The sequence below is a fragment of the uncultured Marinobacter sp. genome, assembly GCF_963974375.1.
In the GTDB taxonomy this organism is placed as follows: domain Bacteria; phylum Pseudomonadota; class Gammaproteobacteria; order Pseudomonadales; family Oleiphilaceae; genus Marinobacter.
On the sequence record NZ_CAXBDN010000015.1, the window covers coordinates 19,085 to 31,164 of the forward strand.

Sequence of the window (12,080 nt, forward strand, 5' to 3'; positions counted from 1 at the left end):
TTGTCCTGGGGCTGAAGTTTATTGGTGTTTTAACAGGCCGTTCACAGGATGTGTGCGCTCTTGCAGTCTATAGTGTTTGTATTGTTTGACGCAGGCCGTAGTGTGTAAAGCTTTGTTACTGCCGGGTCTGCCGATATCAACCCCGATCAGGGGCGTCCATGGGAGGAGGGCAAGGATGCGTTTGCAAACAGCCGTCCGGCAAACAGGTCAGGTGACTCTGCGTTCACTGCTGCTGGTGCTCACCGGCGGGTTGGTGCTGTTACTGCTGGTGATCAGTGTGTCCGTCAGTTTTGACCGTTTCCGGAATTATATGGTCCATGAACTGGAAGGGCACACCCGGGATGCTGCAACTGCGGTCGGGTTATCACTTTCCAATGCAATTGACGCCCGCGACCCCGTTGCCGTCGCATCCCTGATTGATGCGATGTTTGATAGCGGTGATTACCTGGTGATTGAATTCATGAATCATCAGGGCGAGCGCATAGCGGGTCGCCGGCAGTCACTTCCCGGCGGTGATGTTCCGGACTGGTTCATTCCGCTGGTCAGTCTGCCTCGGCCCGAAGGCATGGCTGATGTCATGCAGGGCTGGCAGTGGCTGGGGTATGTAAGGGTGGTGGGGAATCCCGGCCGGGCGTACCGCGATCTCTGGCAGATAACCTTCTGGCTGTCGCTCTCGGCTCTCATCGTCGGAACCCTCTATCTGATAGCGCTGTATCTTCTTCTGGGGAGAATGCTGAGGCCGTTAGCGGCTCTGGAACGTCAGGCCGAAGCCATTGGCCGGCGCAACTTCAGGCATCGGGCACGCAGTGGCTCTACCCGCGAGCTGAACCGGGTGACCGCCGCCATGAACCAGATGACGGACGACCTGGAGCAGTTGTTTGAAGGTCAGGCAAAGCTGATTCACCATCTGCGCAAAATGAACAACGAGGATGCCCTGACGGGGCTCGCCAGTCGTACCGCCTTCGACCGTCGCCTGAAAGTGGAGGCCGAGTCCGAGGAGGGGCGCCGACCGGGGGCTCTGGTGCTGTTGCAGGTGTCCCGCTTCGACGAGTTCAATCGCCATGTCGGCCGGCTGGAAGCGGATGAGCTGCTGGTAAGTCTGGCGGGGCATGTTACCCGGTTTTTGCAGGAACACAGCGGAAGCTTTGCCGGTCGCCGCACCGGAGCCGAGTTTGCGATCTTCATTCCCGGTGCATCCGCTGCCGACGCGCTGATCTGGTGCCGGGAACTGGTAGCAGAGCTCCAGAACCAGTGTGTTGAGTTCTCCGCCCCGGAGAATGGTCATGGTCTGGCGGTTCACGGCGGTGTTGCCGGCGCCACTGAAAACGGCACTGTCCGGGCCATGTTCGAAGCGGCGGATGAGTCCCTGCGGAGTGCCCAGACCGAGAGCGGTTCAGGTGTTTGTGCCAATGCCCTGGCCACCGGGCATCATGGTGCCGATGAATGGCGGGAACTGATTACCGGAGCGCTCGCCCGCAGGGAGATCTGGTTGTGGCAACAGCCGCTGGTTGAAGGTGATGATGACAAACTGATCGGGTACCAGATGTTTTCGCGCCTGATGATCGAACGGGAATGGGTTCGGGGTAATGTTTTCGTGCCAATCGCAGAGCGCTTCGGCCTGATGAGCCAGCTTGATTTGCTGGTACTGGAGCAGGTGCTGGAACGCCTGTCGCGGGAGCCTGATCTGGTGGCCAGTGTATCGCTGGGTGTCTCGTCTCTGTCCGACCCTGAGTTTGCCCCGCAGGTGCTGGCGAAAGTCACGGCAGCCGGCGTTGTGTGTCAGCGGCTGTGGGTGGGGGTCGCCGAACAGGCCGTGGCCAATCAGCGCAAGCCCGTGCAGTTATTGCTGCGGGGGCTGCGTCGGTGCGGTGTCCGGCTGATGATCGATCGTTTTGGTGTGGGAGGGGTGCCTTTCAGCTATCTCAAGAATCTTCCGGTGCAGGCACTGCGTATTGATCACTCGTTCATTCATGGCATTGACCGGCAGGAAGAAAACCGGTTTTTCCTCGAGTCGATTGTCGCCATTGCCCATGGGCGAGGGGTGCGGGTATTCGCCTCCGGGGTGGAGACGGAATCCGAGTGGCGGGTATTGAAAGCAGTCCGGGTTGACGGCGGCCTGGGCTACCACCTGGGCCGCCCCGGACCGGTTGACGATCGGCAATCGTAAAAAGCTCATAACGTTGCACTATTATGAGCTTTCGGTCATCTTGGCAGGTCCCGGAGCCGGGATCTTCCGGGTGCGGAAGCAACTGACATTCAGCAGACAGGGCGACAGGCGATGCTTGAACGTATCAAAAAACTACCCACGACTCTCTGGCTTAATCTCAAGTCGATGTCCGGCGGCGGTCGAACCGGAAAGCTGATTGCAACCGTCGTGGTGGTGTATCTGGCGATCACCATCATTCTGGGCATGTACTGGAGCAGCGAACCCGATACCTTTTCGGTTCGTGAGCACACCCGTACGTTGGCCACAGAGATGAACCGGGAACCCGTGATCGGATTTGCCACGACCTCCACCATGATCCGGATTGCCGAAACTCTGCTGGACAAGCCGGGCGGCTATATTTCCAACGACATTTTCCCGCCGGGACTGTGGCTCGATAACATGCCGAGCTGGGAATATGGTGTTCTGATTCAGATGCGGGACCTGACCCGGGCCATGCGGCGGGATATCAGCCGGTCCCAGAGTCAGTCTGCGGAAGACTCTGATCTGGTGGATGCAGAACCCCAGTTCCATTTCGACAGCGAAAGCTGGATGCTGCCGTCAACCGAAGCGGAGTATCGCCAGGGTATTCGTGCACTGGATCGCTACCTTGATCGTCTTTCGCACCCTGATCAGCCCGAGGCCCGTTTCTTTGCCCGGGCGGACAATCTCAATAACTGGCTGGGGGATCTGGAAACCCGGCTGGGCAGCCTGTCACGAACCCTCAGTGAGAGTGTCGGCAAGCCATCCGTCAATGAAGCGCTGGCGGCACAGGATGACAGCGACCCGCTGGCGGAGGAGGACCGGGGCGAGGATATTAAAACCCCATGGACACAGCGGGATAATGTGTTCTACGAGGCCCGCGGCGCATCCTGGGCGTTACTGCACATTTTCCGTGCCATCGAAGTGGACTTCCGCAAGGTGCTGAGCGACAAGAACGCCCAGGCCAGTGTTCGTCAGATCATTATTGAGCTGGAGGAGTCCCAGGCCACCATGTGGAGTCCGATGGTGCTCAATGGCAGCGGCTTTGGACTGCTGGCCAACCACTCGCTAACCATGGCGGCTTACCTGTCTCGTGCCAATTCGGCGGTGTCTGATCTGCGGGCACTGCTTTCGCAGGGTTAGAGTCGACACATCTTTCAGATCAGCAGGCAACAAAAAACCGGGCTCAAAAGACCCGGTTTTTTGTTGCCTGACCAATGATCAGCCCTGGTAATTCTTCACCGAATCTTCAACGGCTTTTCTGGCTGCGGCGGCGTTATCCCAGCCCTGAACCTTGACCCATTTGCCGGCTTCGAGGGTTTTGTAGTTCTCGAAGAAGTGCTGGATCTGGTCGCGCAGAATTTGCGGCAGGTCATCGATGTCCTGAACATCGGTATAGGCCTTGGTCAGTTTGTCATGGGGGACGGCAACCAGTTTGGCATCGCCGCCGGCTTCGTCTTCCATGTTCAATATGCCGACCGGACGGCAGCGAATAACTGCACCCGCCTGCACCGGGTAGGGGGTGACGACCAGCACGTCCAGTGGGTCGCCATCATCCGCCAGGGTGTGGGGGATAAAGCCATAGTTGGCCGGGTAGAACATGGGTGCGGTCATGAATCGGTCCACCAGAAGGGCGCCCATGTCCTTGTCAATCTCGTATTTGACCGGTGAACTGTTGGCCGGAATCTCGATGGCAACGTAGATGTCTTCAGGCGGATTCTTTCCGGCCGGGATATGATCAAAGTTCATGGCGGATCCTTTATTCGGTCTGTTGATGAATGAAATCGGTTATGAAATGGGCGTGCGGTGACTGGTCCACCGCCGATAGTCGGTCGAGGAACAGCCACCCGGTTAAAAAGTGCGCGCAATTATACGGCTATTGGCTGCGATTCGAAACTCAACCAACGTCGGAGGTCAGAAATATCCGCCCGCTTACTGATGTGGGGTGCGGGGGATGCTCTTGACGCCGCTGGCGGTGCCCAGCAACAGCAAATCTGCAGGGCGGCGGGCAAACAGACCGTTGGTCACCACGCCGACAATCTGGTTGAGGCGCTCTTCCGCCACGATTGGCCGGGACAGATCCATGTTGTGAACATCAATGATAATATTGCCGTTATCGGTTTTTACACCGTCGCGGTACACCGGATCAGCGCCCAGCTTCACAATTTCCCTGCCGACATGGCTGCGAGCCATGGGGATGACTTCCAGTGGCAGCGGGAAGCTGCCCAGTATGTCCACCTGCTTGGATTCGTCGGCGATGCAGATAAAGAATTTTGCCACCGCTGCCACGATCTTTTCCCGGGTCAGGGCTGCGCCACCGCCCTTGATCAGCTCGAGCCGGGTATTGGCTTCGTCTGCGCCGTCAACGTAAAACTCAAGATCGCTGACTGAATTCAGGTCGTATACCGGAATGCCGTGCTTTTTAAGGCGTTCGGCAGTGGCGTCCGAGCTGGCAACGGCACCATCGAAATCATCCTTGATGGTGGCCAGGTAATCGATAAAGAAGTTGGCGGTACTGCCCGTACCAACCCCAATAACACTGCTGCGCTCAAGGCGGGGTGCGATGTAGTCGAGGGCTGCCTTGGCTACCGCCTGTTTCAGTTCGTCCTGGTTCATGCTTTTCTCCGGCGGATGGCTGCTTTCGGGTGCGTGTTGAACTGACCGCGCAATTTGCGTCAGGGTCTCTATTATAGCGGTGGTCAGGTTGCAGTTATAGACGAAGACCCTGCAATCTTTCTACACTGTCCGTTTTTCCTCCAGGTCCGGAAGCCAGAATTATGCCGCAACGCTACATCAAAAAAATTCTTGATGCCCGGGTCTACGATGTGGCCATCGAAACCCCGCTTACCGAAGCCCGCAATCTCAGCAAGCGTCTGGGTAATAATGTGCTCCTGAAGCGGGAGGATCTGCAACCGGTCTTTTCGTTCAAGATTCGAGGTGCCTACAATCGTATTGCCCAGCTCTCCGATGCCCAGAAAGCCAAGGGTGTCATCTGCGCATCGGCCGGCAACCACGCTCAGGGCGTCGCCATGTCGGCAAAGGAGCTGGGCATCAAGGCGGTTATCGTGATGCCCCAGACCACGCCGGACATCAAGGTGAAGTCTGTGCGGGACCGGGGGGCCAGGGTGGTACTGAAAGGCGATGCCTTTGATGAGGCCGCCGCCCACGCCAAGGAGCTGGTTGAAAAACACGGTTACACCTATATCCCGCCCTATGATGATCCGGATGTCATTGCTGGTCAGGGCACCGTCGCCATGGAAATGATGTGGCAGTTTTCCCAACCCCTGCATGCGGTGTTTATTCCGGTGGGCGGTGGTGGCCTGATTGCTGGCATGGCCGCCTACATAAAATACCTGCGCCCGGATATCCGGGTGATCGGGGTCGAGCCGGACGACTCGAACTGTCTGCAGGCAGCGCTGGCAGCTGGTGAGCGGGTCATCCTTGACGAAGTGGGCATCTTCGCCGACGGTGTCGCTGTACGGCAGATTGGTGAGGCGCCCTGGGAAATCTGCAAAGACCATGTGGACGAAGTTATTACCGTCTCCACTGACGAGATCTGTGCTGCCATCAAGGATGTGTTTGAAGACACCCGCTCCATTTCAGAGCCTGCCGGTGCGTTGTCGGTGGCGGGGATGAAGAAATACGTTGAACGGGAGCAGATCGAAGGTGAGAACCTGGCGGCCATTCTCAGTGGCGCCAACATGAACTTCGATCGCCTGCGGTATATTTCCGAGCGCACGGAAATCGGCGAAAAGCGGGAAGCGATTCTGGCGGTAACCATTCCGGAGAAGCCCGGCGCCTTCAAGACCTTTATCAATGCTCTGCACAAGCGCAACATCACCGAGTTCAATTATCGCTACGCCAGTGCAGAAGAGGCTCGTATTTTTGTGGGTATCCAGATTCAGGCCGGCGGCCATGGCCGGGAGGAGCTGGTCCAGAGTCTGCGGGAGACCGGTTATGGTGTTGTGGACCTGACCGACAGCGACCTGGCGAAACAGCACATCCGGCACATGGTGGGCGGTCATGCGCCGGCAGTGCCCAATGAAAAGGTGTTCCAGTTTGAATTTCCGGAGAGGCCGGGGGCGCTCCTCAAATTCCTGATGTCACTGGGTACGCGCTGGAATATCTCAATGTTCCACTATCGCAACCATGGTGCCGCCTACAGCCGGGTACTGATGGGAGCCCAGGTGGTGGAGCATGAACTGAAGGATTTCGAATTGATGCTGGACCGCGTTGGCTTCCGCTACTCCAATGAAACGGATAACGAGGCTTATCAGCTGTTTCTGGGGGCGGGCAATAATCGCCGCTGAAGTTGACCGGTTGCACCAGAACGGGGCTTTAGGCCCCGTTTTTCATGGCCAAAAATTAATCTGTCAAAAATTGTAAATTCGGGAATAGCTGTTAACCTCTTTAAAATTCCGAAGAGTTCATGGCATCACCCTGTTTTGTATCATCTTTTGATCACCTTCAGAGGATAGGCAGTCTGGTGCCGGAGCGGGACTTGAACGTTCGGTGCAAATTAATAACCGGGGGGATGAAATGGCGCACAGACCGGACATGATTCGGGCAGCAGTAGTGGTTTTTGCAATTGGTCTGGCGATCACCGGACTGACCTCACTGCAGGCTTCCGAAGACAGTCGTCGAATGCCCCCCAGTGAACTTTCCGCAGAGCCTGTATCCAGCCGTTGAAGTTACTGGCTGACCTCTTTTGACCGGGGGTCGTACAGCGTCCGGTCTGTGACCACTGCATCCAGTGGAATATCCCAGCTTGCCATCGCCAGTTCAGGCACCTTCTGTGTCTCATGAGCAAGCCCGATCAATGTCGGGCACAGGCGCTGGCGAACTCTGGCAAAGGCAAAGGTGCGGTCGTAAAATCCGCCCCCCATACCCAGCCTGCCGCCGCTCTCATCAAACCCTACCAGGGGCATCAGAACCAGATCCAGTGCCCAGGCCGGCCGGCATTCCTGTGCATGGAACGCGGGTTCCGGTATGCCGAACCGGTTCGCTGTGAGTCTGCTGCCGGAGTGCCAGGGCATGAACACCAGTCGCCCGGAATAAATCGGGTGCAGCACCGGCAGATAGAACCGGACACCCCGGCGACGGGCCATGCTGATAAACGCCTGGGGATCGATCTCGCCATCGCTGGGCAGGTAGACCGCTATATGGCGTGCCCGTATTACGTTGAGGCTTCGGTTGAGTATCCGGGCAAGATTGCGGGCTGCCCGTTTCTGCTGCAGGGGTGACAACTGCTGGCGGCGTTTTCGCAAGGTTTTGCGCAAGGCTTTGCGGTCGTTGGCAGGCGGAAGCTCGGCAGCGGTGGTTAAACTGGAATCGAATGGGCGGAAGTTGGTCACAAAGATAGGATTCACGCAGGTCAGGCGGTTACTTGCCTGTACTGAAAAAATAAGCTTCCCGGGCTGCCGTTATCGGACATGGCCCTTGAACCCAAGGTTCAAGGTGGTGGCCGCTGTAACATATCAGGCTTTCCCCTACGGGGGGGACTTGCTCACAATGCCCTGAAGTGGCCACCTGGGTATTGCGCATCGGCTCGAGGACGTATCCGACCAGCGAACAACCCAGGAAGTTGGTCTCATTATACGGGGACAATGGGGGGCGATTGCAACAGCCCGGCCGCTACTTTTCCTGTTCAGCCGGCAGACTTTTCCCTGGTGTCGGTGCCCAGGGCCGCATCAAGCTTGTCGTCCATGGCTTTAAGCAGTAACCCGGCGGCACCGGACATGGTGCTGTCTTCGAGCAGCTCATAGGTGATGTTGAGTGCCGCCATGACGGCGATGCGCTCGGTTCCCAGGACCTTGCCGGTGGTGCGGATTTCACGCATCCGGGAGTCGAGATGACGGGCGGCCCGGCGCAGTGCATCCTGTTGTTCAGGAGGGCAGGCCACCAGGTAGTCCTTTTCGAGAATGCTGACCTCAACGGTGGTAGAGGAAGGTTTGGCCATCAGTGCTGCTCCAGCGCCCGGAGGCGGCCGATCATCGCCTCAATTCTGTTTTTGGCCAGGTCATTTCGCTGAATGAGCTGGGCCCGCTCCCGGTTCCATTCGTCCTGGAGTTCCCGCAGGGCAGAGTTATCCTGCTCCAGCTTGCGACAGCGCTCTATCAGGCGGTCCAGCTTGTCCGCCATGGCCTGCAATTCTGACTGTTCCATAGTGATTCCGGTCGGTGTCGGGGCGCTGCGGTCTGGCAGGCCTCCGGTTATCTGGACGTTCGGGATGGATTCCGCGTCTTCTACTCATTCACCCTACACCCGGGCCAGGTGGTATTGCACCCGGGACCGTGCCTCGTAACTATAAGTGGGGTATGCAAAAGGGTCAATTTGCAGGTTGGTAATGGAGCTGTGATCTGGGGTCCAGCTCACAGCTCCGGTCAGATCAGGCCCAGCCATGATAGCGGTTTCCCGCCCGCCACGCCCGCAAAGCCGGCACCAGGCCAACCAGCGCGCCGGCCACGGGAACCCCGGCCAGGATCGCCCATTCATTGCCATCAGGCGCCCGTAAACGGACCGACAGTCCCCAGGACTCAAGTAGCCAGGGGCTGATCGCCGCAAGGCCGCCGTACCAGGTGGCGATCGCCAACCCGGTGGCGAGCAGGCTCAGGCCAACACATTCAATCACGTAAAGCGCAGCTATCATTGGTGGTTGGGCGCCGGTTGCACGAAGGATGGCAATCTCCCGATAGCGGTGTGCCTGCAGCGTCATCAGTACGGCCAATAGTCCGGCCAGGCTGGTGATGACCACGAACAGCGTGATGCCCAGCAAGGCCTGTTCGAACTGACCCAGTATCTGCCACAGCTGGCTGAGCGCGACACCGGGCAGGATGGCTGACAATGGCTCGCCCTGGCGTTGATTGATATCCCTTTGCACCTGAAAGGTAAGCACCCGACGTTCGATGCCGGCCAGGGCAGCGGTAATGGATTTTGGTGTCAGGTCCCGCTGGCGGGCCTGTTCGGCGGAAACACTGCGGCCAGGCATGGGTACCCCTGACTCCCAGCCGATATGAATGGCTTCGAGTCCCTCCAGGCTGACATAAACCCCCCGGTCTACCGGCGTGCCGGTGGGGGCAAGAATGCCGGTCACCCTGAACGGGTGATTGTCATGGTGGAGAAAGCTGGTGCTGCCGCCACCGTGGGAGACAATGATATCGTCACCGGTCTGGTGGCTGAAGGTCCGGGCAACCTCGGCGCCCAGTACCACTTCGAAAACCTCGTCAAACCACTGGCCTTCGGCGAGGTTCAGGGGCTGGCTGTTGCCATATTGATAGTGAGTGAGAAAGCCGCGGTCGGTGCCGATGACCCGGTAGCCCCGATAGCTGTCACCCATCGACAAAGGCACCAGCCAGTCTATGCGGGGATCTTCCTGCAGCGATTCCCAGGTGGACCAGCGGATATTGTTGGTGGCGTCACCAATGTGAAAGACCGAGTACAGCAGCAGGTTCAGTTCGCCACTGCGGGCGCCAATGATCAGGTCGGTACCGCTGACGGTATTGGTAAAGGATTGGCGGACCTCGGTGCGCAGATATTGCACACCCAGCAACAGGGTTACGCTCAGGGTCAGCGTCAGGGTGACCAGGGCCAGCACACCTTTGCGGTGCCACAGGCTGGCGAGGGCCAGGGAAAGTGTCAGCGGCAGTTTCATGAGCCGTCCTCCAGCGTCAGCTGTTGGCTGAAGTGACCGGCGAGGCCCGGATCATGGCTGACAAAGATAACGCTGCTGCCGCAGGCATCAGCCTGGCCCAGCAACAAATCGATAAAACGGTCGCGGTTTACAGTATCCAGGGCCGAGGTGGGCTCATCGGCCAGAATCAGTGGTGGCGCACCCATCAGCGCGCGGGCAGCGGCCACCCGTTGTTGCTGGCCGGTGCTTAATTCAGTGACCGGACGGTGCCAGGCTTCGGAAGGCAGGTCGAGGGCCGACAATAAAGCCTCTGCGGTTTTTTCAGGGTCTGCGCCCGCGGCCTGGCGCCGGACGGAGGACAGGCGGCAGGGCAGGGTGATGTTGGCGATGGTGCTCAGGTAGGGCACCAGATTGAACTGCTGAAAAATGACGCCGGTGCAGTCTGCCCTTAACCGGTCGCGCCTGCCGCCGCCCAGACTGGCCAGATCCTGGCCATGCACCTGTAGCTCGCCGGCCTGGGGTTTCAGCAGGCCACTGAGCAGGCCCAGCAAGGTGCTCTTGCCGCTGCCGCTGGCACCCCTGAGAAACAGGTGGTCGCCCTGCGTGAGATTTATGTCAGGAAAGTTCAGTGAGAGATGTTGTCCACGCCATTGCCACCTGAGACCGGATGTGGCCACTATGAGAGGCGGATGGCTTGCGGCTGAGGCTGTCATCGGGAGAGGGAACTCCTGTCTGAATACTTGGTCATGTCAGATTACCGGTGGTTGTGGCACCATCTGCGCTCTGGTCTGCTTTGCTGCGTCGCCTGTTTGAAGCCAGACTCTGAAATTGGTTCACGGAGATGTCTGTTAATGTTTACGGAAAGTGTGCGTTGCTCAAAAATTCCGGTCATTTTCCTGGTCGGTATTCTGCTGGCATCACCGTTGCTGGCGGAGCCGGACAACAGGCCAGAGTGGAAAGAGGTTGACTGGCTTGAACTGATGCCTCCGGAGGATCTTCTGCTGCTGGAGAGCATGCCGGAAATTGACCACGACGGCGAGGGCCCTGTCACCCTGCCGGACGAAATCATGACCGGTCGGGTAGTGCCCGAGATGGATCAGACCGCCGCCCGCATTCCGGGATTCGTGGTGCCTCTGAAAGTGGTGGGCAGCGAACAGCGGATTGTTGAGTTTTTTCTGGTGCCTTACTACGGCGCCTGTATCCATGTGCCACCGCCACCCCCGAACCAGATCATCCATGTGACCTACCAGCCCGGTTTCACCCTGGATGTCCTGTATGAGCCCATGTGGGTGCAGGGCGTACTGAGGACCGAAAGTGTGGAAAACGACATCGCGCTGGCCTCCTACGTTATCGAAGCTGATCTGGTCGAGCCTTACGAGTAACTTTAGCGGTCGAGCGAAATGGTCCGGCTGTTGCCCGTGAGTCTGAGCTGTCCCTGGCGGTTGTCGGTAACCCAGTCGACGATCAGGCGCTCGATGGCCGGATAACGATCCTGCAGTTCCGTGGTCAGGCCTTGCAGGGAATCGCTTTCGCAGCGCAGTTGTTGCGAGACGTCAAACTCGCTGTGGCTGTCCGCGGCGGCGTGATGGTGATGATCATCATCGTGGCTGTGGTCATCATCGTCGTGGCGTTTCCGGCCTGAATCCCGCTGAGTGTGTACCACCGCATCGACCACCAGACAGTCTCCCGCCAGGTTGTTGACCAGAGGGGTGGTTCCCAGCCATTCCACCACATCGTCAAGCTGCGCTTTCTGGTCCTCATTGCGGGGCTCATGCTCGAACCCCACCAGGTTGGCGGCCGGTGACCGGAACAGCACATCGATTCGCTGACTTTCAACCGCCACCTGCATACTGGCCTCGCCGTGGGTATGGGCACCGAGGCTGCCGCTGTCAGCGGCTACCGGCAGCGCCGCTGCAAAAGACACTGCCAGCAGGGCTGAGACGGGGCTGAAACGGGAAACCCTCATGACGATCTCCTTGTTGATACGTTATAACGTAATTTACCGGCTGGGGCGACAAGGTCAAGCACTATCCCACCGGGTAATCAGCCTGTAATACCCGGTCAGCAGGGAATTGCCGGGGTCTTCCCCCGTGCCATGGCATCGGGTAAATGCTAGGATTGGAGACCCGAAATTATGACAGGTAATCCGTTTTCATGAGTCAGCCACCAATTTCTGATACAAGCCCTGACAGCTTTGAAGCCTGGGTCACGGTGTTCAACCAGTGCCGTGCGTTCAGTCACCCCTCGGAATTGCACGGTGGTCTC

At 58.4% G+C, this 12,080-nt stretch carries 13 protein-coding genes and 1 other RNA gene; 5 read left to right on the forward strand and 9 right to left on the reverse strand.

Annotation, left to right across the window (positions count from 1 at the left end):
- Positions 1 to 175 precede the first annotated feature (175 nt).
- A complete protein-coding gene (locus AAC035_RS02360) occupies positions 176 to 2,167 on the forward strand; it encodes an EAL domain-containing protein (protein WP_339799609.1) in 1,992 nt (663 codons plus the stop codon).
- A gap of 111 nt (positions 2,168 to 2,278) precedes the next feature.
- Positions 2,279 to 3,328, forward strand: coding sequence for a DUF2333 family protein (locus AAC035_RS02365; protein ID WP_339799610.1), 1,050 nt, complete (start codon positions 2,279 to 2,281; stop codon positions 3,326 to 3,328).
- 78 nt (positions 3,329 to 3,406) lie between these two features.
- On the opposite strand, the gene ppa is transcribed toward AAC035_RS02365, so the two are convergent.
- Both ppa and rpiA read right to left on the reverse strand, forming a co-directional pair.
- Positions 3,407 to 3,934: an inorganic diphosphatase gene (gene ppa, locus AAC035_RS02370; RefSeq protein WP_339799611.1), complete on the reverse strand. Its 528-nt coding sequence runs from the start codon at positions 3,932 to 3,934 to the stop codon at positions 3,407 to 3,409.
- 183 nt (positions 3,935 to 4,117) lie between these two features.
- Positions 4,118 to 4,801 (reverse strand): ribose-5-phosphate isomerase RpiA, encoded by a 684-nt coding sequence (rpiA, locus tag AAC035_RS02375; RefSeq protein WP_339799613.1) that lies wholly within the window; start codon positions 4,799 to 4,801, stop codon positions 4,118 to 4,120.
- Positions 4,802 to 4,962: 161 nt separating this feature from the next.
- Here rpiA and ilvA point away from each other — a divergent pair, with 161 nt between their 5' ends.
- Positions 4,963 to 6,495 (forward strand): threonine ammonia-lyase, biosynthetic, encoded by a 1,533-nt coding sequence (gene ilvA, locus AAC035_RS02380; protein WP_339799614.1) that lies wholly within the window; start codon positions 4,963 to 4,965, stop codon positions 6,493 to 6,495.
- Positions 6,496 to 6,724: 229 nt separating this feature from the next.
- Positions 6,725 to 6,874 (forward strand): hypothetical protein, encoded by a 150-nt coding sequence (locus AAC035_RS02385; protein WP_339799616.1) that lies wholly within the window; start codon positions 6,725 to 6,727, stop codon positions 6,872 to 6,874.
- A gap of 2 nt (positions 6,875 to 6,876) precedes the next feature.
- Here the strand turns inward: AAC035_RS02385 and AAC035_RS02390 are convergent, their stop codons facing one another.
- The 6 genes from AAC035_RS02390 to AAC035_RS02415 all read right to left on the reverse strand — a co-directional run bounded on the left by AAC035_RS02390 (position 6,877) and on the right by AAC035_RS02415 (position 10,528).
- Entirely contained in the window at positions 6,877 to 7,539 is a 663-nt protein-coding gene (locus AAC035_RS02390; protein ID WP_339799617.1) for a 5-formyltetrahydrofolate cyclo-ligase, read from the reverse strand.
- Positions 7,540 to 7,590: 51 nt separating this feature from the next.
- Positions 7,591 to 7,771: non-coding RNA, 6S RNA (ssrS, locus tag AAC035_RS02395), on the reverse strand.
- A 61-nt stretch (positions 7,772 to 7,832) separates the two neighbouring features.
- Positions 7,833 to 8,144 (reverse strand): cell division protein ZapA, encoded by a 312-nt coding sequence (locus AAC035_RS02400; protein ID WP_339799619.1) that lies wholly within the window; start codon positions 8,142 to 8,144, stop codon positions 7,833 to 7,835.
- Positions 8,144 to 8,350, reverse strand: a complete 207-nt coding sequence (locus tag AAC035_RS02405; protein ID WP_339799621.1) for a TIGR02449 family protein — start codon at positions 8,348 to 8,350, stop codon at positions 8,144 to 8,146. Before AAC035_RS02405 ends, AAC035_RS02400 begins: the two co-directional genes overlap by 1 nt.
- A 223-nt stretch (positions 8,351 to 8,573) precedes the next feature.
- Positions 8,574 to 9,836, reverse strand: a complete 1,263-nt coding sequence (locus AAC035_RS02410) for an ABC transporter permease (RefSeq protein ID WP_339799622.1) — start codon at positions 9,834 to 9,836, stop codon at positions 8,574 to 8,576.
- The gene (locus AAC035_RS02415; RefSeq protein ID WP_339799623.1) at positions 9,833 to 10,528 is read right to left on the reverse strand and encodes an ATP-binding cassette domain-containing protein; all 696 of its coding nucleotides are present in this window, start codon (positions 10,526 to 10,528) and stop codon (positions 9,833 to 9,835) included. Before AAC035_RS02415 ends, AAC035_RS02410 begins: the two co-directional genes overlap by 4 nt.
- A 138-nt stretch (positions 10,529 to 10,666) precedes the next feature.
- Between AAC035_RS02415 and AAC035_RS02420 the strand changes: the two genes are divergently transcribed.
- Positions 10,667 to 11,197: a DUF3299 domain-containing protein gene (locus AAC035_RS02420; protein ID WP_339799625.1), complete on the forward strand. Its 531-nt coding sequence runs from the start codon at positions 10,667 to 10,669 to the stop codon at positions 11,195 to 11,197.
- Positions 11,198 to 11,199: 2 nt separating this feature from the next.
- Here AAC035_RS02420 and AAC035_RS02425 read toward each other — a convergent pair whose 3' ends face one another.
- Positions 11,200 to 11,781: a DUF2796 domain-containing protein gene (locus AAC035_RS02425; RefSeq protein ID WP_339799627.1), complete on the reverse strand. Its 582-nt coding sequence runs from the start codon at positions 11,779 to 11,781 to the stop codon at positions 11,200 to 11,202.
- Between the last annotated feature and the right edge of the window lie 299 nt (positions 11,782 to 12,080).